The organism is Rhodococcus sp. SORGH_AS_0301 (assembly GCF_030818285.1).
Taxonomy (GTDB): Bacteria; Actinomycetota; Actinomycetes; order Mycobacteriales; family Mycobacteriaceae; genus Rhodococcoides.
In genome coordinates, this window is record NZ_JAUTAC010000002.1 from 1,437,765 (window position 1) to 1,462,518 (window position 24,754).

Here is a 24,754-nt window from a genome sequence, read left to right on the forward strand (position 1 = left end):
CTGAACCGCCATGCACCTCAAGAGTCTGACGCTGAAGGGCTTCAAGTCCTTCGCCTCGGCGACGACTCTGCGTTTCGAGCCCGGCATCACCTGCGTCGTGGGGCCCAACGGATCGGGCAAGTCGAATGTCGTCGACGCCCTGACCTGGGTCATGGGGGAGCAGGGCGCGAAGGCGCTGCGCGGCGGCAAGATGGAGGACGTCATCTTCGCCGGCACGTCCGGCCGCGCCCCGCTGGGCCGGGCCGAGGTGACGCTGACCATCGACAACAGCGACGGCGCGCTGCCGATCGACTACTCCGAGGTCTCGATCACCCGCCGCATGTTCCGCGACGGTGCCGGCGAGTACGAGATCAACGGCAGCTCGTGCCGACTGATGGACGTCCAGGAACTGCTCAGCGACTCGGGTATCGGCCGTGAGATGCACGTCATCGTCGGTCAGGGTCGACTCGCCGCCATTCTCGAGTCGCGGCCGGAGGACCGTCGCGCCTTCATCGAGGAGGCCGCCGGCGTCCTCAAGCACCGCAAGCGCAAAGAGAAGGCCGTCCGCAAGCTCGACTCCATGCAGGCCAACCTCGCGCGTCTGACGGACCTCACCACCGAACTGCGTCGGCAGCTCAAGCCCCTGGGCCGACAGGCCGAGGTGGCCCGGCGCGCGCAGACCGTGCAGGCGGACCTCCGCGACGCGCGCCTGCGCATCGCCGCCGACGATCTGGTGACACGCCGGACCGAACTGGCGGAACAGTCGCACGACGAGACGAAGGCTCGCGAGGAGTACGCCGCTGTCCAGGACGCGTTGGCCGAGGGCGAGGCGGTGCTGGCCGAGGGCGAGCAGGACCTCGCGCGACTCACCCCGAGCGCGGAGGCGGCGGCGCAGACGTGGTTCCAGCTGTCCGCTCTCGCCGAGCGTGTCGGCGCCACCGTGCGCATCGCGACCGAGCGGGCACGTCACCTCGGTGACGAGCCGGAGGACCGCCGCGGTCCCGACCCGGACGAGCTCGAGCAGCGTGCGGACCGGGTCGCCGAGGAGGAGCTGCAGCTGACCGAGGCGGTGGAGTTCGCGCGCGCCACCCTCGATGCCGCGAGGGAGCAGCTCGCGGAACGGGAAGCGGCCGCGGCGGACGCGGAGCGCGCCCACGCCGCTGCCGTGCGCGCCGTCGCCGACCGCAGGGAGGGCCTCGCGCGGCTCTCCGGTCAGGTGGACGGGCTGCGCGCTCGGGCCGAGTCGTACGACACGGAGGTGGCCCGTCTCGCGACCGCGATCGAGGACGCGAGGCACCGCGGCGACGCCGCACAGGCCGAGTTCGACATCGTCCAGGAGAAGGTCGGCGAACTCGACGCCGGTGAGGCGGGACTGGACTCGCAGCACGAGAATGCTGTCGAGGCACTGGCCATCGCCGACGCCCGCGTCGCGGAACTACAGACGGGAGAACGGGAGTCGAGCCAGCGAGTGGCATCGCTGCGCGCCCGGATCGACGCTCTCACGATGAACCTGGAACGCGGCGACGGCGGTGCGTGGCTGGGGGAGAAGCAACAGCACGGCGTCGTCGGCAGGTTGGGCGATCACCTCACCGTGCGGCCGGGGTACGAGGTGGCTGTGGCCGTGGCGCTGGGAGCCGCGGCCGACGCCGTGGTGGTCTCGTCGGTCGAGAACGCCCGCGAGGCGGTGTCGGCGCTCAAGAGCGAGGACGCCGGCCGCGCGGCGATCGTCTACCCCACGGGCGCGGCGTCCGAGGAGCGGACGATCGGCTCCGGCACCTCGATCCTGTCGGTGATCGAGGCGTCCGAGTCGGCGCGCGGCGCGCTCGCCTCGTTGTTGGCGGGCACCAGCGTCGTCGACACGCTGGAGGAGGCCACCGCCCTGGTCGAGGACAGCGCCGACGTGCGCGTCGTGACACGCGGCGGCGACCTGGTGGGGCGCGGGTGGATCACCGGTGGGTCGGACCGCCGACCCAGCACGCTCGAGGTGCAGGCGGCCATCGACGAGTCGGTGACCGAACTGGCGGCGACGGAGCGTCGGACCGAGGAACTCGCCGCGGCGCTGTCCGGGGCGCTCGCCGAACAGGCGGACCGCCGGGAGGCCGCCGATCAGGCGTTGGCCGCGCTCACGGAGTCCGACGCCGCGATGTCCGCGGTGTACGAGCAACTCGGCCGACTGGGCCAGGTCGCCCGTGTCGCGCATGCCGAGTCGACCCGGCTGCAGTCCCAGCGCGAACGGGCCGAGCATCAGCGGGACGAGGCGGTGACCGCGCTCGCCGAACTGGAGGAGCGCGTGCGCCGGGCCGAGGACGACCAGGGCGGCGACGCCGACGGGGACGGTGAGGCGGAGGAGTGGGCGCGGGCCCGCGAGGACGCTGCCGCAGCGGTCACCGAGGTGCGGTCCGTCGAGGTCGACGCCAGATTGTCCCTACGCACCGCCGAGGAGCGCGCCGACTCGGTCCGCGGCAAGGCCGACCAGCTCCGTCGGCAGGCACGGATGGAACGAGAAGGCCGTGCGCGGGCCGAGCGGGCACGGGCACGCCGCGTGCAGTCCGCTGCGGTGGCCGCCGCGGTCGCCGAGGCCGGGACTCGTGTCGCCGGACGGCTGGAGCGCGTCGTGGCGGACGCTGCCGTGCGCCGCGACGAACTGGCTCGCCGTCGTTCCGACCGAGCGGCCGAGCTGGACCGGACGCGGGAACAGGTTCGCGCCCTCGCCGCGCGCGCCACGCAGTTGACCGACGCGGTGCACCGCGACGAGGTGGCCAAGGCGCAGGCGGTGCTCCGCATCGAGCAGCTCGAACAGAACGTGGTGGAGCAGTTCTCCATCGCGCCCGACGACCTGATCGCCGAGTACGGACCCGACGTCACGCTGCCGCCGACCGACCTCGAGATGGCGGAGTACGAGCAGGCGAAGGAACGCGGCGAGCAGGTGGTGGCCCCGGCCCCGATGCCGTTCGACCGCGCGGAGCAGGAGCGCCGGGTCAAGCGTGCGGAGAAGGACCTCGCGACGCTGGGCAAGGTCAACCCGCTGGCTCTCGAGGAGTTCGCCGCCCTGGAGGAGCGCTACAACTTCCTGTCCACCCAGCTCGAGGACGTGAAGTCGGCGCGCAAGGATCTGTTGGGCGTGGTCGCGGACGTCGACGCCCGCATCCTGCAGGTGTTCACCGAGGCCTACGCCGACGTCGAGCGCGAGTTCGTCGGCGTCTTCGCCAAGCTCTTCCCGGGCGGTGAGGGCCGACTGGTACTGACCGACCCCTCGGACATGCTCACCACCGGCATCGAGGTCGAGGCCCGTCCGCCGGGCAAGAAGGTCAAGAGGTTGTCGCTGCTGTCCGGCGGCGAGAAGTCGCTCACCGCGGTCGCGATGCTCGTCGCCATCTTCCGGGCCCGGCCGTCCCCGTTCTACGTCATGGACGAGGTCGAGGCGGCGCTGGACGACACGAACCTCCGTCGCCTCATCGGCCTGTTCGAGCAGCTGCGGGAGAAGTCGCAGCTCATCGTCATCACGCACCAGAAACCCACCATGGAGGTGGCCGACGCGCTGTACGGCGTGAGCATGCGCGGCGACGGCATCACGACGGTGATCTCGCAGCGGTTGCCCAAGCGTGCCGTCCTCGAGCCCGCGGGGGAGGTGGCGACTCCCGAGCCACCGTCCTGACAGGATGGTCGACGTGACTACCGAACTGTGGATCGTCGTGGCGGCCGTCCTCGCACTGCTCGTCGTCGTGCTCGTCGTCGGGTTGGTGTTGCAGCGTCGTCGCCGCATCTCCCTGGCCCGTCCGGACACCACCGAGCAGGTCCGCGAGGTCGACCGATCGGGTGGCTACAAGGCCGGGACCGGATTCGACTTCTCGCAGGGCACGGCGGCTCCGCCCGCGCCGGCGCCCCGGAAGCCGATCCCCGAACCCACCCTCGAGCGCACCGACACCGACGATCAGCCGCGGGTCGGTGACGACGCGTCGGTTCCTCGCGACGCACCCAAGCGGGGCATCACCGACATCTCGCTGCCCGACCCGGTGCTCGACGAGCCCGCTCCGGCCACGGAGGCACCGACTGTCGAGACCCCGCCCGTGGTCGTCCCTCCGGTGGAGGAGGAGACGCCCGCAGAACCGGCGAGCTCCGCTCCGGTGCTCGACGAGATCGAGCCGACGTCGGGCCGCCTGACCAAGCTGCGCGGTCGACTGTCGCGATCGCAGAACGCCGTGGGCCGGTCGCTGCTCGGACTGCTCGGTGGCGGCGACCTCGACGAGGACTCGTGGGAGGAGGTCGAGGACACCCTCCTCGTCGCCGACCTGGGAAGTGCGGCGACCGCCGAGATCGTTGCGACGCTGCGTGAACAGATGGCCGTGCGCAACGTGCGGACGGAGCCCGAGGCCCGCGCCCTGCTGCGCGAGGTGCTGATCGAGCAGCTCACCCCGTCGTTCGACCGCTCGATCCGTGCGCTGCCGCACGGTGACCGACCGTCGGTCCTGCTCGTCGTCGGCGTCAACGGCACCGGCAAGACCACGACGACCGGCAAGCTCGCCCGCGTCCTGGTGGCGGACGGCCGTCGGGTCGTGCTGGGCGCGGCCGACACCTTCCGCGCCGCGGCGGCCGACCAGCTGCAGACGTGGGCCGAGCGCGTGGGCGCCGAGGTGGTGCGCGGCAAGGAGGGCGCCGATCCGGCCGCCGTCGCGTTCGACGCTGTGACGCGCGGCATCGCCGACGGAGTCGACGCCGTGCTCATCGACACGGCGGGCCGACTGCACACCAAGACCGGACTGATGGACGAGCTGGGCAAGGTCAAGCGCGTCATCGAGAAGAAGGCGCCCGTCGACGACGTCCTGCTCGTGCTCGACGCGACCATCGGTCAGAACGGTCTCGCGCAGGCCCGGGTGTTCGCTCAGGTCGTCGACATCACCGGCGTCGTGCTGACCAAGCTGGACGGCACCGCCAAGGGCGGCATCGTGTTCCAGGTGCAGCGTGAACTCGGTGTCCCGGTGAAGCTCGTGGGCCTCGGTGAGGGCGCCGACGACCTCGCTCCGTTCGAGCCCGGCGCGTTCGTCGACGCTCTTCTCGGCTGACCGCGAGCTCCGCTCGGGCCGCCGAGAATTCGACTCTCGTCGAGTCCTCGGCGGCCGAATCGGGTGAAAAGACCGAGACGCAACACGGTCGCAACATGATTCGGCTGTGCGTTCACACCGACGAAACACCGCAGTGTCGTCGCCGAAACGTCGAGTGAGCACCCTTCTCCTCAGGTCGTCAGCCGCCATCGGCTGGGGCGAGGAAGAAGGAGGAGGCTCAAGGTGGATTTTCCCACTATCGGTGCGCCCGACACCGGTGACACCGCATGGATGCTGACAAGCGCGGCATTCGTGTTGCTCATGGTTCCGGGTCTTGCGTTCTTCTACGGCGGCATGGTCCGCGCGAAGAGCGTGCTGAACATGATCATGATGAGCATCAGCGCGATGGGCGTCGTCGGCGTTCTCTGGGTGCTGTACGGCTACTCGGTCACCTTCGGCGAGGACAAGGGCAACCTGATCGGTGACCCGTTCCAGTACTTCGGGCTCAAGGGCCTGATCGGCGGAACGTACCTCGCCTCCGAGGACGAGGCCGGTGTGCTCACCGATGCCGCGATCCCGCTCGTCGGCACCATCCCCGCGACCGTGTTCGTCTCCTTCCAGGCCATGTTCGCGATCCTGACGGTCGCGCTGATCTCCGGCGCTGTCGCGGACCGCATGCGCTTCGGACCGTGGCTGCTGTTCGCCGGACTGTGGGCGACCCTCGTCTACTTCCCGGTCGCGCACTGGGTCTTCTCCTTCGACGAGGTCACCACCACGACCGGTGGCTGGATCGCCAACAAGCTCGCGGCGGTCGACTTCGCCGGCGGTACCGCCGTCCACATCAACGCGGGTGCCGCGGGTCTGGTGCTCGCCGTCATCCTGGGCAAGCGCAAGGGATGGCCGGGTACTCCGTTCCGCCCCCACAACCTGCCGTTCGTCATGCTGGGTGCTGGCCTCCTCTGGTTCGGTTGGTTCGGCTTCAACGCCGGTTCCGCCGTCGGCTCCAACGGCATCGCCGGTGCCACCTTCGTCACCACCATCGCGGCCACGGCCGCAGCCATGCTGGCCTGGCTCCTCACGGAGCGCATCCGTGACGGGCACGCGACGAGTCTCGGTGGTGCGTCGGGCATCGTCGCCGGACTCGTGGCCATCACCCCGGCCTGCTCCTCGGTCAACATCCTCGGTGCACTCGTCATCGGCGTCGTCGCCGGTGTGCTCTGCGCACTGGCCGTCGGCCTGAAGTTCAAGTTCGGTTTCGACGACTCGCTCGACGTCGTCGGCGTCCACCTCGTCGGCGGTCTGGTGGGCACGCTGCTCGTCGGACTGGTCGCCACCTCCGAGGCGCCGGCCGGTGTCGAGGGGCTGTTCTACGGCGGCGGATTCGACCAGCTGTGGCGTCAGGCAGTCGGTGCCGGTGCGGTGCTGCTCTACTCTCTGGTGGGTACGACCATCGTCGCGCTCATCGTCAAGTACACCGTGGGCCTCCGGATCGACGACGATGGTGAATCCATGGGAGCCGACGAATCGGAACATGCCGAGACCGCCTACGACTTTGCGGCACTCGGTGGGTCAACACTGGGACGCGTTCCCAGCAAGGAGGCGTGAGACATGAAGTTGATCACTGCAATCGTCAAGCCGTTCACTCTCGAGGACGTCAAGACGGCTCTCGAGCAGGCAGGCGTTCTCGGTATGACCGTGAGCGAGGTACAGGGGTACGGCCGACAGAAGGGCCACACCGAGGTCTACCGCGGTGCCGAGTACTCCGTGGACTTCGTTCCCAAGGTGCGCGTCGAGGTCGTCGTGGACGATGCGGCCGTGGACAAGGTCGTCGAGGTGATCGTCGAGGCAGCCCGTACCGGCAAGATCGGTGACGGCAAGGTCTGGGTCTCGCCCGTGGAGGCCGTCGTGCGCGTGCGCACAGGCGAGCGTGGCTCCGACGCTCTGTAGTTCCCGTCAGTCCGGCCGCGGATCCGCCTCGTTCGACGGGGCGGATCCGCGGCCGATCTGTTTCTCGGCGACACGACACCAGAAGGAGTGAGCCCCGTGGGAGGTTCCGAAGCAGCGGCGGATCTCGTCCGAGCGCGCGAGCAACTGCTCGCGGGCCAGGGCCGGAATCGACGACTGGACGCGACGGCGCTGCGCCAGGCGCTCGTCGATCTGCACGAGTTCTGGCTGACCACCAAGGGTTCCGAGGTGGGTATCAAGCCGGACAGCGGATTCGCCATCGTCGCCGTCGGCGGGTTGGGTCGCCGCGAGATGCTGCCGTACTCGGACCTGGACCTGGTGCTGTTGCACGACGATCTCGATCCCGCGCTCGTCAGCGGTGTGGCCGACCAACTCTGGTACCCGCTGTGGGACGCGCACATCAAGCTCGATCACAGTGTCCGCACGGTTCCGCAGGCTCTGGACGTCGCCGCCCACGACATGACCGCGGCCCTCGGTCTGCTCGACGCCCGACACATCGTGGGCGACGCCGAACTCAGTTCGATGTTGATCGACGGGATCCGGCGTCAGTGGCGCATCGGGATCCGCGATCGGTTCGACGAGTTGCACGCGCTGACCCGCACTCGCTGGGGGCGTAGCGGCGAGATCGCCCACCGGGCCGAGCCCGATCTCAAGAGTGGACGCGGCGGACTGCGCGACGTGCAGCTGCTCGACGCGCTCTCCATCGCGCAGCTCACCGACGCGATGCCGGGCCTCGGGCCCGAATCACCGGGCGGTGGACTGGATTTCGCTCACCGACGGATCCTCGACGTCCGTACCGAGCTGCACCGGGTGGCGGGCCGTGCCCGTGATCAGCTGCGAGCGCAGGACGCGGACGAGATCGCCGCCGCGCTCCGTATCGGCGATCGGTTCGATCTCGCACGCGTACTGAGTGATTCGGCGCGCACCATCGTCTACTCGACGGACGTGGGCCTGCGTACCGCCGGGAATGCCATACCGCGACGCGGACTCTCGCGGCTCCGCCGGGTACCTGTGCGTCGGCCCCTGGACGAGGGGGTCGTCGAGCACGCCGGCGAGGTGGTGCTGGCGCGGGACGCCCGCCCCAACAAGGATCCGGGACTGATCATGCGTGTCGCGGCGGCCTCCGCGGTGACAGGGATGCCGATGTCCGCGTCGACCCTGGGCCGGCTGTCCGACAGTGCACCGGAACTGCGCGAGCCGTGGCCGAAGGAGGCGCTGAACGACCTGCTGGTGGTCCTCGGATCCGGCCGCCGCGCCATCGACGCGATCGAGGCTCTGGACCGGACGGGCCTGTGGGGGCGTCTGCTTCCCGAGTGGGGGGCGGTGCGCGACCTGCCGCCGCGCGACGCCGTGCACACCTGGACCGTGGATCGCCATCTCGTCGAGACCGCCGCTCACGCGAGCGGTTTCACCACCCGGGTCGCGAGGCCCGACCTGCTGGTCCTCGGGGCACTGCTGCACGACATCGGCAAGGGCCGCGGGGGAGACCACAGCATCGTCGGCGCGGATCTGGCCACGCAGGTGGGCAAGCGGCTCGGTCTGTGGCCGTCGGACGTCCGGCTGCTCGAGGCGATGGTGCGCCACCATCTGCTCCTGCCGGACACCGCGACCCGACGCGACCTGGACGATCCCGCGACGGTGCAGCGGGTGGTCGACGCGCTGGACGGCGATCCGATCCTGCTCGAACTCCTGCACGCGCTGGCCGAGGCGGACTCGCTCGCGACGGGACCCGGTGTCTGGGGGGACTGGAAGTCCTCGCTCATCGGTGAGCTCGTGCGGCGCTGCCGCATGATCATGGCCGGTGAATCACTGCCGACGCCCGATCCGATCGACGCGGCGCTCGCGGCCCGCGCCGCCGAGGGCGGAGTCGACGTCGATCTGCAGCCGTCGGACAGTCCGCACACGTTCGAGGTGACGGTGACCGCGCCGGACAGGCTCGGCCTGCTGTCCAACGCGTCGGGCGTGCTCGCTCTGGCCGCGCTGCGGGTGCTGTCCGCGTCCGTGGTCAGCGCGAACGGGTTCGCGATCAACCGCTTCGTCGTCACGCCCACCTTCGGGGCGCCGCCCCAGCCCGGCCTGCTGCGCCAGGAGCTCATCCGGGCACTCGACGGGGACCTCGACCTGCTCGCGCAACTCGACCTCAAGGAGGCCGGGGCACGGATCGCCGCGTCGGACGGCGATCTCGGAGCGCTCGACTCGTCGGAGGTTCTGCTGTACGCGCAGGCGCCGCCGCGGGTGCTGTGGTTCGACGGTCCGGACGGTGACTCCGTGATCGTGGAGGTCCGCGCCGAGGATCGGCTCGGGCTGCTGTGCCGGCTCTCGTCCGTCTTCGAGAAGCACGGTGCCGACGTGCGCTGGGCCAAGGTCACCACCCGCGGATCCTCGGTGGTGGACGCGTTCTGCGTCGACACCAGCGGGGCGTCGGAGGGCGGCGCCGGATCGCGGGCACAGCGCGAGGAGCTCGAACGCGCGCTGCTGGCCGTCGTCCCCGCCCTGCGTCCGAAGGAGCCCGAGTCGGACGACTGAGGTACGCGTCGGGCCGGGCCACCGCCGGGTCGATCGACCGTTAGTCTGGTCGACGGAGTCTTCACTTCTCTCGCGATGTTCAGGAGTATCGGTGTTCGAATCACTGTCCGACAGATTGACCGGAAGCCTCAAGGATCTGAGAGGCAAGGGTCGGCTCTCGGGCGCCGACATCGATGCGGTGTGCCGCGAGATCCGCCTGGCACTGCTCGACGCCGACGTCGCGCTGCCGGTCGTGCGCGCTTTCATCACTCGGATCAAGGAGCGCGCGAAGGGCGCCGAGGTCTCCGCTGCTCTCAACCCCGCGCAGCAGGTCGTCAAGATCGTCAACGACGAGCTCGTCGGCATCCTCGGTGGCGAGACCCGGCGGGTGGAGTTCGCGAAGAACCCGCCGACCGTCATCATGCTGGCCGGTCTGCAGGGCTCCGGTAAGACGACACTCGCCGGCAAGCTAGCCAAGTGGCTCAAGGACCAGAACCACACCCCGCTCCTCGTGGCCTGCGACCTCCAGCGCCCCGGTGCGGTGAGTCAGCTCCAGATCGTCGGCGAGCGTGCGGGCGCCGCCGTCTTCGCGCCGCATCCGGGCACGTCGATCGGCGGCGGCGAGAATGCCCTCGGCGTGACCGCGGCCGATCCGGTGGAGGTCGCTCGCGCCGGTGTCGCGGAGGCCAGGGCCAAGCAGTACGACGTCGTCATCGTCGACACCGCGGGCCGTCTCGGTATCGACACCGAGCTCATGGGCCAGGCCGCCGGTATCCGCGACGCGACGAACCCCGACGAGATCCTGTTCGTGCTCGACGCGATGATCGGCCAGGACGCCGTCAGCACGGCGCAGGCCTTCCAGGACGGTGTCGGCTTCACCGGCGTCGTGCTGACCAAGCTCGACGGCGACGCCCGCGGTGGCGCCGCGCTGAGCGTCCGCGAGGTCACCGGTCGACCGATCATGTTCGCGTCGACGGGCGAGAAGCTCGAGGACTTCGAGATCTTCCACCCGGATCGCATGGCGAGCCGCATCCTCGGCATGGGCGACCTGCTCAGCCTCATCGAGCAGGCCGAGACCGTCTTCGACGCGAAGCAGGCGGAGGACACCGCCGCGAAGATCGGGTCCGGCCAGTTGACGCTCGAGGACTTCCTCGAGCAGATGATGGCGATCCGCAAGATGGGACCGATCGGCAACCTGCTCGGCATGCTGCCCGGTGCCGGTCAGATGAAGGACGCCCTCGCGTCGGTGGACGACAAGCAGCTCGACCGCGTGCAGGCCATCATCCGCGGTATGACACCCGCCGAGCGGGCCGATCCGAAGATGATCAACGCCTCCCGTCGTCTGCGCATCGCCAACGGTTCCGGTGTGAAGGTCTCCGACGTCAACCAGCTCGTCGACCGCTTCTTCGAGGCCCGCAAGATGATGGCGTCGATGGCCGGCCGCATGGGCATGCCCGGCGCGCGCAAGCAGGTTCAGCGCAGCAACAAGAAGGGCAAGAAGGGGAAGAAGGGCGGTCGCGGACCCACACCGCCGAAGGGCGTGCGGGGAGGCTTCCCCGGTATGCCGGGCGGAATGCCCGCGGGGATGCCCGATCTGTCCTCGATGCCGAAGGGCCTCGACCAGCTTCCGCCGGGCCTCGAGGGCATCGACCTGTCGCAGCTGAAGCTCCCCAAGAAGTAGGGCGGAGCACGCGGTGCGCATCTCGCCGAGTCTGCATCTGCGCGGCGTCGTGCTGCCCGGCCACGACGAGGTGGACGTCTGGGTGCGAGACGGCCTCGTCTCCACTGGATCCGGTTCCCGGTGCCACCACGGTGGCGCGGGGCGGCTGGATCGTTCCGGGTCTCGTCGACGCGCACTGCCATGTCGGTATCACGTACGGCGGCGGGCACGAGGATCACGACGGCACCGTCGCGCAGGCCACCACCGAGCGCGAGGTGGGTGCGCTGCTGCTGCGTGACGCGGGATCGCCCGTCGACACCCGCGCACTCGACGACCACGAGGATCTGCCGCGCATCATCCGCGCGGGTCGGCACATCGCGATGCCCAAGCGCTACATTCCCGGCCTCGCCGTCGATCTCGAGGACGAGTCGCAACTGCCCGAGGCCGTGGCTCAGCAGGCGCGCCTCGGCGACGGGTGGGTCAAGCTGGTCGGCGACTGGATCGACCGCGAGGTCGGCGACCTCGCACCCTTGTGGGACGACGCGGTCCTGCGCCGGGCCATCGACGCCGCCCACGCCGAGGGCGCCCGGGTCACTGCGCACGTCTTCGGCGAGGACGCGCTGCCCGGGCTGATCGGTGCCGGCATCGACTGCATCGAACACGGCACCGGCCTGACCGACGAGACCATCGAGATGATGGTCGAGCACGGAACCGCACTGGTGCCCACGCTCATCAACATCGAGACATTTCCGTCGATCGCCGACTCGGCCACCCGCTACCCGCGCTACGCCGATCACATGCGCGATCTGCACGCCCGAGTGGCGGACACGGTGGGGCGCGCGCACGACGCCGGAGTCCCGATCTACGCGGGCACCGACGCGGGCGGCAGCATCGAGCACGGGCGGGTGGCCGACGAGGTGGCGGCGCTGGTGGGCGTGGGCCTGTCGCCGACCGACGCCCTGGGTGCGGCCAGTTGGACGGCGCGGCGGTGGCTCGGGCGTGCGGGCATCGAGCACGGCGCACCCGCGGATCTGGTGTTCTACTCCACGGACCCACGAACCGGGCCGGACGTCCTGTCGGCGCCGGACGTGGTGGTCTTGCGCGGCCGGATCTGGTGACCGGCGGCTCCGATGGTCAGCGTGCTCGGTAGCGGCGTTCCGGGCGCCCTGCCCGGCCGTACTGCAGACGGACGTCCAGCACGCCGCAGGCCAGATAGTGTTCGAGGTACCGGCGCGCGCTGACTCGCGAGATGCCGACGGCTTCAGCGCATTCCGTGGCCGACAGCTCGGCTCCTCCGGTCATCTGCCCGAGTACCACGCCGCCGGTCTCCGGCGACAGACCCTTGGGCAGCCGGGCGGCGGCGTCCGAAGTCGACTGGTCCGGCCGCGCTGCGGCACCGAACAGCGAATCGACGAGTGACTGATCAGCCTGCCCGGAGGACAGGGCATCGAAGCGCGCGGCGAAGGCGTCCAGCTTGTCGCGCAGCTGCGGATACTCGAAGGGCTTGATCAGGTAGTCCGCGGCGCCGCCGCTCAAGGCATCCGCGACGGTGTCGAGTTCCCGTGCGGCGGTGATCATGATGACGCCGACGGGATTCTTCTCGGCCCGCAAGGCACGGAGCACGTCGAGTCCCGAGGCGTCGGGCAGGTGCACGTCGAGAAGGACGAGGTCCGGGGTCAACTCGGTGATGCTGGTCCGGGCTGCCGCCGCGGAGTGCGCGACACCGACCGCCGTGAAGCCAGGTGTGTGGTCGACGAAGCGGCGGTGGATGTCCGCCACCATGAAGTCGTCGTCCACCACCAGCACCGTGGGCACTCGGAGTACGTCCTCTCTCGTCGGGTCGGGAATGTGCAGAACCTAACCGAGCGGCATGCGGACGCGGAAACGGGCACCGCCGGAATCTGCGTCCTCGATGGTCGCGGTGCCGCCGTGCTGCACGCTGACCAACCGGACGAGCGCGAGACCGATGCCGCGTCCGCCGGGAACGTCCGTCTTGGACGTCACGCCCCGCGAGAAGATCAACTCGCGCATCTGCGGGGGAACTCCGGGGCCGGAGTCGACGACCTCGACACACAGTTCCGGATCGTCACGGACGAGCACGGTGATGGAGCGATCGCCGTGGTCGCGGGAGACGTCGAGCGCGTTGTCCACGAGGTTGCCGAGGACGGTGATGACGTCCGTCGACAGCGCCGGATCGAGCGCACCCAGATCCGACTCCGGATCCAACACGAGCCGCACCCCGGCCTCGGCGGCGAGCGACGTCTTCGCGATGAGCAGTGCCGCCACCGCCGGGTCGTGGACGTGCGCCGTGATCGAATCGCTGATCTCCGCGCGGCGGCGGGTGAGCGTGCCCACCAACCGGGTCACGTCGTCGTAGCTGCCCAGCTGTGCCAAGCCGGAGATGGTGTGCAGCTGGTTCGCGAATTCGTGGGTCTGGGCGCGCAGGGTGTCGGTCACACTCTTGTGCGACGTCAGTTGGCTCTGCATCGAGGCGAGTTCGGTGCTGTCACGCATTGTGGTGACGGTGCCGATGTGCTGCCCGCGGTTCTCCGCACGGCGACTGGTGGCACTGCGGCGATTGAGGGCCAGGACCCGCGTCGAGGTGGTGACGACGACGTCCTCGACGTCACCGTCGGACAGAAGTACCTCGCGTATCCCGGCGTCGATGTCGACCTCGGCGACGTGATTCCCGACGACGCTCGGCTGTAGATCCAGCAGGGCGCACGCGCTGTCGTTGATCATCGTGATCCGGCCGTCGTTGCCGACGGCGATGACGCCTTCACGGATGCTGTGCAGCAACGCTTCTCGGTGGTCGGCAAGGCTCGCGATCTCGGTGGTCTCGAGCCCGAGAGTGTGGCGACGGATGCGCCGGGAGAGCAGCCACGATCCCGCGGCACCGACGCCGGCGCCTATTCCGAGATAGATCAGGAGGCGAGCACCGGAGTCGGACAACAGCATCCACGTCGAGGGATAGTTCTCCGACACGGTGACCACAGCGATCACACCACCGTCGGTGTCGAGGATCGGCACGTGTCCGGCAATGGAAGGGTGGCCCTCCACGTCGACGTCGCCGTACCAGCCGCGGCCGCCGAAGACGTCGCTGTCACCGAGTTCTGCGGCGGATCCGACGCGGGTCGGATCGGTGGACACCAGAACCTCGCCTTCGGTCGAGACGATCTCGGCCAGGGTGGCTCCGGAGAGAGACACCGCGCGGTCGACATCCGGCGCGAGCACTTGTTCCACCAGCGGCGCGTTCAGCTGCTCCCGCACGATCGGGGTGGAGGCCAGGCTCTCCGCGACGGACAGCATGCGCCCGCCCTGGATGTCCCGGAACTCGGTGGTCGACTGATGAATCGAGATCGCGGCCACGGCCCCCAACACCACGGCGACGACGGCCAGTTGCAACACGAGGAACTGGCCGGCCAGCGACCTGCCGCGCGCGTGCCGGACCAGGGCGGTCCGGATCGACCGTCGTGACCACAAAGAACTCAACTTTCCTTGGTAACGAATGGGTGACCTGAATCACTGAAACATCCATGATTGCTCTCGATCACAGTCTTACATCACGATCGAGACGAATCGAGGACCGATGCCGAGAAGGCTGACAGCCGTTCTGGCGCTCGTACTCCTGCTGGCGGGGTGCGGCGTCACGCGGGGCGACGAGGGCGAAGGGCTGCACCGCATCCGCATGATGGTGCCCAACAGCCCCGGCGGCGGATACGACCTGACGGCGCGCACGGCCGTGAAGATCATGGAGGACGACGACATCACCGGTCGTGTCGAGGTGTTCAACGTCATCGGCGCCGGTGGCACTGTCGCCATGGCCCGTCTGATGAACGAGTCGGGTAACGACGACCTCATGATGATGATGGGCCTGGGTGTGGTCGGCGCGGGATACACGAACGGGTCCGCTGCCCGAGTGTCCGACGCGACTCCGCTGGCCAAGGTGGTCGAAGAGCAGGAGGGCATCCTGGTACCCGCCGATTCGCCGTTCACCACGGTGAACGAGCTGGTGGAAGCGTGGCGCGCGAATCCGGGGTCGGTGACGATCGGTGGCGGCTCGTCGCCTGGCGGCCCGGACCACCTGTTCCCGATGGAGACCGCGCAGGCGGTGGGCGTCGATCCCACCGCGGTCAACTACATCTCCTACGACGGCGGCGGCGATCTGCTGACGGCGTTGCTGGGCAACAAGATCACCGCGGGCACGTCGGGTCTGGGGGAGTACGTCGACCAGATCGAGGCGGGCCAGGTCCGTGTTCTCGCCGTCTCGGGAGCGGAGCGCGTTCGCGGGGTCGACGCCCCCACGCTGCGCGAGGCCGGCATCGATCTCGAATTCACCAACTGGCGCGGCATTCTCGCGCCGCCCGGACTCTCCGACGAGGTCCGCGCCGAGATGGTCGAGGCGCTGACAGAGCTGCACGCCACGACGGAATGGAAGGACGCACTGATGACCAACGGCTGGACCGACGCTTTCGAGACGGGACCGGGCTTCGAGCAGTTCCTGCGCGAGCAGGACGAACGGGTCGAGTCGACTCTGACCGAACTGGGGCTGGTGTGACGGCCACGGTGGAACGACCGGACGACGCGGCTGCGCAGAACCGTCCGGACTGGGCGCAGTTCGTCGTCTGCGCGGTCATGCTGGTGGTGGGGATCTTCCTGATCGTCGACGCCCTGTCCCTGACGGCCGAGTTCGCGAAGGTGGACCCGGTGGGCCCCAAGCTGTTCCCGCTCGTCATCGGCGCCGGCCTGCTGGTGTGCTCCGTGCTGCTGGCCATCGCCACCGCGCGCGGCAGCAAGGGCACCCCCGACGACGGTGAGGACATCGACACGTCCACGCCGGCCGACTGGAAGACGGTGGGACTGCTGGTTGCCCTGTTCGTCGCCACGATCGCACTGGTCGACGTTCTCGGCTGGGTGATCATGGGCGCCGTGCTGTTCGGCGGCGCCGCGACGATCCTGGGCAACAGGCATTGGATCCGCAATCTCGGGATCGGTCTGGTGCTCTCGCTCGTCAGCTTCTACGCGTTCTACGTCGGACTCGGGATCCCGCTGTCCGCAGGCATCCTGGACGGAATTCTCTGATGGACAATCTGAACTGGCTCATGGAGGGGTTCTCCCAGGCTGCGACGCCGATGAACCTGCTCTACGCCTGCATCGGTGTGCTTCTCGGCACCGCCGTGGGAGTGCTCCCCGGAATCGGCCCGGCCATGACGGTCGCGCTGCTGCTCCCCATCACCTACAACGTCAGTCCCAGTGCGGCGTTCATCATGTTCGCCGGCATCTACTACGGCGGTATGTACGGCGGTTCGACGACCTCGATCCTGCTCAACACGCCGGGTGAGTCGTCGTCGGTGATCACGGCCATCGAGGGCAACAAGATGGCGAGAGCGGGTCGAGCTGCACAAGCGCTCGCGACCGCTGCCATCGGGTCGTTCATCGCCGGCTCGATCGGCACGATGCTGCTGGTGCTCTTCGCCCCGATGGTCTCTCGGTTCGCCGTATCCCTGGGTGCGCCGTCCTATCTGGCCATCATGCTGCTGGCCCTCGTCGCCGTGACCGCGGTCCTCGGCTCGTCCAAGCTCCGCGGGTGCATCTCGCTGCTGCTCGGACTGTCCATCGGACTGGTCGGCATCGACTTCCTGACCGGCCAGCCGCGTGCCACATTCGGTATCCCGCAGCTGTCGGACGGCATCGACATCGTCGTGATCGCCGTCGCCGTGTTCGCCCTCGGCGAGGCTCTCTGGGTCGCCGCGCACCTGCGTCGCAAGCCGGCCGAGGTCATTCCCGTCGGGCGTCCGTGGATGGGTAGAAGCGACTGGAAGCGGTCGTGGAAGCCCTGGCTGCGCGGAACCGCCTACGGCTTCCCGTTCGGTGCTCTTCCCGCCGGCGGCGCCGAACTGCCGACATTTCTGAGCTACATCACCGAGAAGAAGCTGTCGAAGCATCCCGAGGAGTTCGGCAAGGGCGCCATCGAGGGCGTCGCCGGACCCGAGGCCGCCAACAACGCGTCCGCGGCCGGCACCCTGGTCCCGATGCTCTCACTGGGCCTGCCCACCAATGCCACCGCCGCGGTCATGCTCACAGCGTTCGTCTCCTACGGCATCCAGCCCGGCCCTACGCTGTTCGACAAGGAACCGCTGCTGATCTGGACACTCATCGCCAGCCTCTTCATCGGCAACTTCCTGCTGCTCGTGCTGAACCTGCCGCTCGCGCCGGTGTGGGCCAAGCTCCTGCGTACTCCGCGTCCGTACCTGTACGCCGGCATTCTGTTCTTCGCCGTCCTGGGTGCGTACGCCGTCAACCTGCAGTGGCTCGACCTGGCGATGCTGTTGATCTTCGGCCTGTTGGGGCTGATGATGCGGCGCTTCGGACTCCCCGTGCTCCCGCTGATCATCGGTGTGATCCTCGGACCGCGCATCGAACGTCAGCTCCGCCAGACGCTGCAACTCAACGAAGGCGACTGGAGCGGCATCTTCACCGAGCCCATCGCCGTGGTGGTCTACGCGATCATCGCCGTCCTGTTGATCGCGCCGTTGCTGGCCCGTCTCGTCCGACCCCGTGTGTCCGCCACCGCGGACCGGGAACTTCAGAAGGAGAACGCATGATCGTCGTCGGCTACACCCCGGACAAGTATGGCCGAGCCGCCCTCGAGCACGGCATCGCCGAGGCGAAGGCGCACGGCACCGAGGTGACCGTGGTCAACGCCTCGAAGGGCGATGCGCTGGCCGACCCGCACTTCGCCGACTCCGCGGCGGTGGACCAGTTGCAGAGCACGCTCGAGTCGTCCGGCGTGCCCTTCACCGTCGAGCAGGACACCACCACCGATCCGGTCGAGGCTCTGCTCAACGCGATGGAGAAGCCCGACGCCGACGTCCTGGTCATCGGCATCCGGCACCGCACTCCGGTGGGCAAGCTGTTGATGGGCAGCACCGCGCAGCGGATCCTGCTCACGTGCCCCAAGCCGGTGCTGGCGGTGAAGCCGGAGGACTGACGGGCGGGTCTCCGGGGACGGGAAGGCCGAGGATTATGAGGGGCGGGCAGCGTCTGGCAGAATAAGTCGCTGTTCGCCCGTCTCCGGTTCCGTACCGAGCGGCGGTCACAACACCCATCCACCGCAAAACCGGGTGCGCATGCCGTGCGCATCGCTGAATTGCGCCGTGACCAGCGGTCGCGTCCCGCGACCACATCGAAAGAGGCTTCGTTTCACATGGCAGTCAAGATCAAGCTCACCCGTCTCGGCAAGATCCGCAACCCGCAGTACCGCGTCGTCATCGCCGACGCGCGTACCCGTCGCGGTGGCCGTGCCATCGAGACCGTCGGCAAGTACCACCCGAAGGAAGAGCCGTCGCTGATCGAGATCGATTCCGATCGCGTGCAGCACTGGCTGAGCGTGGGCGCACAGCCCACCGAGCCCGTCGAGGCACTCCTCAAGATCACCGGTGACTGGCAGAAGTTCAAGGGCCTGCCGGGCGCCGAGGGCACGCTCCGCGTCAAGGAGCCGAAGCCGTCCAAGCTGGACCTGTTCAACGCTGCGCTCGCCGCCGCCGACAACGAGCCCGTCGCCGAGGCCACCACGCCGAAGAAGAAGAAGGCCGCCAAGGCGGACGACGCCGAGAGCGCACCGGCAGACGAGACCGCGGACGCCACCGCCGAGTCCACCGAGAAGTAGGACCCACCTGTGAGCACCATGGTCGCCGACGCCGTCGAGCATCTGGTTCGCGGCATCGTGTCCAATCCGGACGACGTTCGTGTCGAGATGATCACCGGTCGCCGTGGCCGGACCGTCGAGGTGCACGTGCACCCCGACGATCTGGGCAAGGTCATCGGCCGTGGCGGTCGTACCGCCACCGCGCTCCGTACCCTCGTCTCGGGTATCGGCGGCCGTGGGATCCGTGTCGACGTCGTCGACACCGATCGCTGATCACCGACGTGGAGCTCGTCGTGGGCCGCGTGGCCAAGTCGCACGGCATCAAGGGCGAGGTCGTCGTGGAGGTCCGCACGGACGATCCTGACGAGCGGTTCGCTCCGGGATCCGTTCTGCACGGCCGTGCGCGTCGCGACAACAGCACGACCGACTACACGGTGGAAGCCGCCCGGGAGCATTCCGGGCGGCTTCTGCTGCGTCTGAAGGGAATCGACGATCGCAGTACCGCCGACGCGATGCGCGGCACCCTGTTCGTCGTCGACACCGCGGATCTACCCCCGTCCGACGATCCGGACGAGTTCTACGACCACGAGCTCGAGGGCATGACGGTGCAGTTCGCTCCGGATCACGAGTCGGCGGGCACGGTGATCGGCACGGTCAGCGAGGTGCTGCACTCCGCTGCGGGGGAGTTGCTGTCGATCACGCCGGCCGACGAGAACGTCGGCCGCGAACTGCTCGTACCGTTCGTGTCCGCGATCGTGGTGTCGGTCTCCCGCGAGACGCGGACCGTCGAGATCGACCCGCCCGAAGGGCTTCTGGACGGCGAGTGACCATGCGTATCGACGTGGTGACGATCTTCCCCGAGTACCTCGAGCCCATGCGTACCGCGCTGCTGGGCAAGGCCGTGCAGAACGGTCTGGTGACCCTCGGTGTCCACGACCTCCGGGACTGGACACACGACGTGCACAAGGCGGTCGACGACTCGCCCTACGGCGGCGGCCCCGGCATGGTCATGAAGCCGACGGTGTGGGGAGACGCGTTGGACGACGTCATGCGCGACGCCGACCCGATCCTGGTGGTGCCCACGCCCGCCGGAGTGCCCTTCACCCAGCGCACCGCCGAGAGATGGTCGCGCGAGGATCATCTGGTGTTCGCATGCGGCCGCTACGAGGGCATCGATCAGCGAGTCTTCGACGACGCGGCGACCCGGGTGCGCGTCGAGGAGGTCAGCATCGGGGACTACGTGCTCATCGGCGGCGAGGCCGCGGTGCTGGTGATGACCGAGGCCGTGACTCGGCTGCTGCCCGGCGTCCTGGGCAATCAGCTCTCGCACCAACAGGACTCGTTCTCCGACGGTCTCCTCGAGGGGCCTGGCTACACCCGACCGGCCACGTGGCGCGGCCTGGACGTGCCGCCGGTCCTGTTGTCCGGCAACCACTCCCGCATCGAACAGTGGCGGCGGGAACAGTCGCTCGAGCGTACCGCTCAGCGCCGGCCCGACCTCCTGCCCTGACGCGATCGCTCAGGCGACGACCCCGGTGGGGAACAGGATCTTCAGCGCGCCGGTGACGGTGACGCGCGCGTGCTTGGCGCCGTCGTCGTCCGTCACCGCGGTGTCCGCCGTCGTCTCCGCGCTGCCGCCGTCCGCGCCGTACCAGGGATCCTCCCGCGAGAGCACCGCCACCACGTAGCGTTCTCCGTCGCCGACGAACCCCGTGCTCAGGTGGATCCACCGACCGTCGACGCAGCACATCCACCCTTGCTTGACCCCGCGGACCGTCTCGCCCGGGAGTGCCCGCGGGATGCCGAAGGTCTGGGGATAGCCGTCTGCCCCCTCGGGGGTGAACGCCTCGAGGTCTCCGACGACGGTCGCCCGGTCCGCCGGGTTCAGTCCGCCGGTGCCGTCGAGGACGGCGTCGTAGTACCGCACCAGGTCTGCCGCGGTGGTCCGGGTGTTCCACCAGATCCCGTCCGCCGACGCGGCTGTGGCGGGCAGGCCGTAGCGGCCGGCGACGCGTGCCACGACGTCGGATCCACCGGCGGCGTCCCACAGGACCTGTGCCGCACTGTCGTCCGACGACGAGAGCATCGGCGCGATGAGGGCACGGGACTCCTCGTCGAGGGCGAACTCGCCGCGCGACGAGCGGTAGAGCAGATCGTCGGCGATGAACAACTTGACCACCGACGCCGTCTCGATCGGATCGTTGTCACCGGAACCCATGTACGTCCCGGTCTCCCGGTCGAGGAAGCCGATGGAGAGCGTGGCGCCGCGAGCGGCCGCGCCGTCGAGTGCCTGCTGCAGGCGGCCGGTGAGGTCCGGTGCCATCGGCATCTCGGGTTCGGGGAACTCCGGTGCGACCGGGATCGTCGTCGCCGCCGGCTCGGCCGGCTGCGCGCAGGCCGCCGCCATCGTGGTGGCGAGCGCCACCGCCGCCATCATGGTGGAGGCTCGTCGCAGGCGCGCCGAGAGAGTTGTCACGTGACTACCGTTCTGTCATCGAGTGCCCCCACATTCGAGAGTGGACGTACCGGGCGCGTCGGCGCTCGGAACCCGGGGCGGCACCGTCACTCCACGGTACCGGCGCGGTAGGGTCCATCGCCGTGACGACCGCTGTGAAATCTGTCAATCGCCGGATCGCCGAGGAGCTCGACGTCGCGGAGGAGCGCGTACGCGCCGCCGTGGACCTGCTCGACGGGGGTGCGACGGTGCCGTTCATCGCGCGCTACCGCAAGGAGGTCACGGGCACGCTCGACGACACCCAGCTGCGCACGATCGACGAGCGACTGCGATACCTGCGCGAGCTCGACGAGCGCCGCGCCGCGATTCTCGAGTCCATCCGCTCGCAGGGCAAGCTCGACGACGCGCTCGAGGACTCGATCGTGCTCGCGGACACCAAGGCGCGCCTCGAGGACATCTACCTCCCGTTCAAACCGAAGCGCCGCACCAAGGCGCAGATCGCGCGCGAGGCCGGCCACCAGCCCGTGGCGGACGCCCTGCTGTCCGATCCGACCACCGATCCGACGTCCTTCGACGAGGAGCAGCTCGCCGGTGCGCGCGCGATCCTCGTCGAGCACTTCGCCGAGGACGCCGACCTCGTCGGGTCGCTGCGCGAGCTGATGTGGACCCGTGGCCGGTTGACCAGCGCGGTGCGACCGGGCAAGGAGACGGACGGTGCGAAGTTCTCCGACTACTTCGCGTTCTCCGAGTCCTTCACCTCCGTTCCGTCCCATCGAGTACTGGCAGTCCTGCGCGGGGAGAAGGAGGAGGTGCTCTCCCTCACGATGGATCCGGAGCCGAACACCGACGAACCCGCACCCGGTACCGCGTCGGTGTACGAGACCCGCATCGCGGCGCGCTTCGGTATCGGCGACCACGGCCGTGCGGCCGATCGGTGGCTCCTGGACACGGTGCGATGGGCGTGGCGGACCAAGCTTCTGGTCAGCCTGGGCATCGACACCCGCATGCGCCTGCGGCAGTCCGCGGAGGAGCGCGCGGTCGACGTCTTCGCCTCCAACCTCGAGGACCTGCTGTTGGCTGCGCCCGCCGGCAGTCGCACCACCATGGGCCTCGACCCCGGGTTCCGCACGGGAACCAAGGTCGCGATCGTGGACCCCACCGGCAAGGTCCTCGCGTACGACACCATCTATCCGCACAAGCCCCAGGGCAAGTGGAACGAGGCGCTCGCGACGCTGGCCGCACTGGCGGCGAAGCACCGTGTCGATCTGCTGGCCATCGGCAACGGCACCGCGTCGCGTGAGACCGACGCGCTGGCGGCGGAACTCATCGCGAAGTACCCGGACGCGAACCTGACCAAGGCGATGGTCTCCGAGGCCGGCGCCTCCGTGTACTCCGCGTCCGCCTACGGGTCGCGCGAACTGCCCGATCTCGACGTCTCGATCCGCGGCGCGGTCTCCATCGCCCGTCGTCTGCAGGATCCCCTCGCGGAACTGGTGAAGATCGACCCGAAGTCGATCGGCGTGGGGCAGTACCAGCACGACGTCTCGGAATCCATGTTGGCGCGTTCCCTGGGCGCCGTCGTCGAGGACGCGGTGAACGCGGTCGGCGTCGACGTCAACACCGCCAGCGTGCCTCTGCTCGCGCGCGTCTCCGGCGTGGCCACCACTCTCGCCGAGTCGATCGTCGCGCACCGCGACGAGAACGGCCCCTTCCGATCCCGATCCGCACTGCAGAAGGTTCCGCGGCTCGGGCCCAAGGCCTTCGAGCAGTGCGCCGGGTTCCTCCGCATCACCGACGGCGACGACCCCCTCGACCGGTCGAGCGTGCACCCCGAGGCGTATCCCGTGGTGCGCCGCATCGTCGACAGGGCCGGCATGGGAGTCCGTGAGGTGATCGGCAACGAGCGGGTGCTGCGGTCCCTGCGCCCGCAGGACTTCGTCGACGACCGGTTCGGACTCCCGACCGTCACCGACATCCTGTCCGAGCTCGAGAAGCCCGGCCGCGATCCGCGTCCGGAGTTCGCCACCGCCACCTTCGCGGCCGGTGTCGAGAAGGTCGCCGACCTCCGACCGGGCATGGTGCTCGAGGGAGTGGTGACCAACGTGGCGGCCTTCGGCGCCTTCGTCGACGTGGGCGTGCACCAGGACGGACTCGTCCACGTCTCGGCGATGTCCGACCGCTTCGTCTCGGACCCGCACGACGTCGTCAAGTCCGGACAGGTCGTGCGCGTGAAGATCATGGAGGTCGACCTGCCGCGCCAGCGGATCGGCCTGTCCTTGCGACTGACCGACGAGATCGGCGGTACGGCAGCGGCATCGGCTCCACGCGGCGGGTCGGGAGGCCAGGGCACCCGGAACCGGCAGAAGACCGGAGCCGGACCGCGCAAGGGAGCGCAGTCCTCGGCACCGGCCGCGGCAACGGGATCGATGGCCGATGCGCTGCGGAAGGCGGGCTTCGGAAAGTAGAGGGTGTCGCGGCGGCGCGGATAGACTTCCTCGTCACAGGACGGGCACGGCAGGAAGGCGCTGCGATGGAGCGGTGGATGCACCACGTCTCCGACGAGGGGCGCATCCCGCTGCTGTTCTTCCTCGTCGGGTTCATCGCCGGGTTCGTCTTCATCCGGTTCAGCGTCCGCATGATCCGCGCGCAGGTGTCCTGGTGGCCGGGCAACGTCACGCCGGGCGGACACCACGTGCATCACGTCGTGTTCGGTGTGGTCGCCATGCTGGTCTCGGGTATCGCGATGATCACCGTGTACGTCGACGGCACCCAGACCACGGGCGCGGCGCTCGCGGCGTTCTTCGGTATCGGTGCGGCACTGGTACTCGACGAGTTCGCGCTCATCTTCTATCTGGAGGACGTGTACTGGGCCGAGCAGGGCCGCACCTCCGTCGATGCGGTCTTCGTCGCCGTGGCCGCCACCGTCATGCTGCTGTTCGGTCTCAAACCGCTCGAGTTCTTCGACGTCGCCGGCTTCCGTGACGATCCCAGCGTCGCGGTGCGGAGCATCATCGTCGTCCTGGCCGCGCTCAATCTCCTCCTCGCCGCGATCGTCCTCGCGAAGGGCAAGATCTGGACCGGGCTCGTCGGCCTGTTCTTCCTGCCGCTGCTCGTGATCGGCGCGATCCGGATCGGCCGGCCGGGGTCACCCTGGGCGCGCTGGCGCTACACCCGACGCCCACGGCGGATGGAGAAGGCCCTGCGGCGCGAGCGCAACCTGCGCCGTCCCGTCGTCCGCGCGAAGATCTGGATGCAGGACGCCATCGCGGGCACGCCCGACGTCGCGCACGTGCGCGCCGCTGCCGAGGACGAACTCGATCGCATCGTCCTTCCGGCGCCGGCGCCGGGGGAGTCGCGCCCCGATCGCGAATCGGTCGGCGCGGGCTGATCCGGCCGATTTCGTCGGGCACCGGTTCTCTGGCACAATCGTGGGGTTGCCTGACACCGGGCGTGCTACTCGCATGCCCGGCATCCGGTGGACACCTATTCGGAGTACGAACCAG

At 69.2% G+C, this 24,754-nt stretch carries 19 protein-coding genes and 1 pseudogene; 17 read left to right on the forward strand and 3 right to left on the reverse strand.

What is annotated here, in order from left to right:
- The first annotated feature begins 10 nt into the window (after window positions 1–10).
- The 7 genes and pseudogenes from smc to QE397_RS07460 all read left to right on the forward strand — a co-directional run bounded on the left by smc (window position 11) and on the right by QE397_RS07460 (window position 12,266).
- Window positions 11–3,634, forward strand: a complete 3,624-nt coding sequence (gene smc, locus QE397_RS07430) for a chromosome segregation protein SMC (protein ID WP_307092616.1) — start codon at window positions 11–13, stop codon at window positions 3,632–3,634.
- A 4-nt stretch (window positions 3,635–3,638) separates the two neighbouring features.
- Window positions 3,639–5,039: a signal recognition particle-docking protein FtsY gene (gene ftsY / locus QE397_RS07435; protein WP_307092618.1), complete on the forward strand. Its 1,401-nt coding sequence runs from the start codon at window positions 3,639–3,641 to the stop codon at window positions 5,037–5,039.
- A 222-nt stretch (window positions 5,040–5,261) separates the two neighbouring features.
- Window positions 5,262–6,623, forward strand: coding sequence for an ammonium transporter (locus QE397_RS07440; RefSeq protein ID WP_027505008.1), 1,362 nt, complete (start codon window positions 5,262–5,264; stop codon window positions 6,621–6,623).
- Window positions 6,624–6,626: 3 nt separating this feature from the next.
- Window positions 6,627–6,965 (forward strand): P-II family nitrogen regulator, encoded by a 339-nt coding sequence (locus QE397_RS07445; protein WP_027505009.1) that lies wholly within the window; start codon window positions 6,627–6,629, stop codon window positions 6,963–6,965.
- A 57-nt stretch (window positions 6,966–7,022) separates the two neighbouring features.
- Window positions 7,023–9,509, forward strand: a complete 2,487-nt coding sequence (locus tag QE397_RS07450) for a [protein-PII] uridylyltransferase (protein WP_307097411.1) — start codon at window positions 7,023–7,025, stop codon at window positions 9,507–9,509.
- A gap of 91 nt (window positions 9,510–9,600) precedes the next feature.
- Window positions 9,601–11,169 (forward strand): signal recognition particle protein, encoded by a 1,569-nt coding sequence (gene ffh / locus QE397_RS07455; RefSeq protein ID WP_056445067.1) that lies wholly within the window; start codon window positions 9,601–9,603, stop codon window positions 11,167–11,169.
- A gap of 31 nt (window positions 11,170–11,200) precedes the next feature.
- Window positions 11,201–12,266, forward strand: a pseudogene (locus tag QE397_RS07460) (amidohydrolase family protein).
- 16 nt (window positions 12,267–12,282) lie between these two features.
- On the opposite strand, the gene QE397_RS07465 reads toward QE397_RS07460, so the two are convergent.
- On the reverse strand, window positions 12,283–12,963 hold the full coding sequence (locus QE397_RS07465) for a response regulator (RefSeq protein ID WP_156380502.1): 681 nt from the start codon (window positions 12,961–12,963) through the stop codon (window positions 12,283–12,285).
- A gap of 42 nt (window positions 12,964–13,005) precedes the next feature.
- On the reverse strand, window positions 13,006–14,631 hold the full coding sequence (locus tag QE397_RS07470) for an ATP-binding protein (protein ID WP_307097414.1): 1,626 nt from the start codon (window positions 14,629–14,631) through the stop codon (window positions 13,006–13,008).
- A gap of 106 nt (window positions 14,632–14,737) precedes the next feature.
- Between QE397_RS07470 and QE397_RS07475 the strand changes: the two genes are divergently transcribed.
- From QE397_RS07475 to trmD, 8 genes are all read left to right on the forward strand, one after another.
- Window positions 14,738–15,706: a tripartite tricarboxylate transporter substrate binding protein gene (locus tag QE397_RS07475; protein WP_027505015.1), complete on the forward strand. Its 969-nt coding sequence runs from the start codon at window positions 14,738–14,740 to the stop codon at window positions 15,704–15,706.
- On the forward strand, window positions 15,703–16,230 hold the full coding sequence (locus tag QE397_RS07480) for a tripartite tricarboxylate transporter TctB family protein (RefSeq protein ID WP_269320092.1): 528 nt from the start codon (window positions 15,703–15,705) through the stop codon (window positions 16,228–16,230). The genes QE397_RS07475 and QE397_RS07480 overlap by 4 nt, the downstream gene beginning before the upstream one ends.
- A complete protein-coding gene (locus tag QE397_RS07485) occupies window positions 16,230–17,753 on the forward strand; it encodes a tripartite tricarboxylate transporter permease (protein WP_051613188.1) in 1,524 nt (507 codons plus the stop codon). Before QE397_RS07480 ends, QE397_RS07485 begins: the two co-directional genes overlap by 1 nt.
- Complete coding sequence (locus tag QE397_RS07490; RefSeq protein ID WP_307092624.1) at window positions 17,750–18,139, forward strand: universal stress protein; 390 nt, start codon at window positions 17,750–17,752, stop codon at window positions 18,137–18,139. The genes QE397_RS07485 and QE397_RS07490 overlap by 4 nt, the downstream gene beginning before the upstream one ends.
- A 216-nt stretch (window positions 18,140–18,355) precedes the next feature.
- A complete protein-coding gene (gene rpsP, locus QE397_RS07495) occupies window positions 18,356–18,817 on the forward strand; it encodes a 30S ribosomal protein S16 (RefSeq protein ID WP_027505018.1) in 462 nt (153 codons plus the stop codon).
- Window positions 18,818–18,826: 9 nt separating this feature from the next.
- Window positions 18,827–19,069 carry an RNA-binding protein gene (locus QE397_RS07500; RefSeq protein WP_027505019.1) on the forward strand — a complete coding sequence of 81 codons (243 nt, stop codon included), beginning with the start codon at window positions 18,827–18,829 and terminating at the stop codon, window positions 19,067–19,069.
- Window positions 19,070–19,077: 8 nt separating this feature from the next.
- Window positions 19,078–19,623, forward strand: coding sequence for a ribosome maturation factor RimM (gene rimM, locus QE397_RS07505; RefSeq protein ID WP_056445061.1), 546 nt, complete (start codon window positions 19,078–19,080; stop codon window positions 19,621–19,623).
- Between the two features lie 2 nt (window positions 19,624–19,625).
- Complete coding sequence (trmD, locus tag QE397_RS07510; RefSeq protein ID WP_056445343.1) at window positions 19,626–20,306, forward strand: tRNA (guanosine(37)-N1)-methyltransferase TrmD; 681 nt, start codon at window positions 19,626–19,628, stop codon at window positions 20,304–20,306.
- 9 nt (window positions 20,307–20,315) lie between these two features.
- Here the strand turns inward: trmD and QE397_RS07515 are convergent, their stop codons facing one another.
- Complete coding sequence (locus QE397_RS07515) at window positions 20,316–21,272, reverse strand: serine hydrolase (RefSeq protein ID WP_231476263.1); 957 nt, start codon at window positions 21,270–21,272, stop codon at window positions 20,316–20,318.
- Window positions 21,273–21,394: 122 nt separating this feature from the next.
- Between QE397_RS07515 and QE397_RS07520 the strand changes: the two genes are divergently transcribed.
- Complete coding sequence (locus tag QE397_RS07520; protein WP_307092628.1) at window positions 21,395–23,716, forward strand: Tex family protein; 2,322 nt, start codon at window positions 21,395–21,397, stop codon at window positions 23,714–23,716.
- Window positions 23,717–23,781: 65 nt separating this feature from the next.
- Complete coding sequence (locus QE397_RS07525; RefSeq protein WP_222649212.1) at window positions 23,782–24,639, forward strand: hypothetical protein; 858 nt, start codon at window positions 23,782–23,784, stop codon at window positions 24,637–24,639.
- Window positions 24,640–24,754 lie beyond the last annotated feature (115 nt).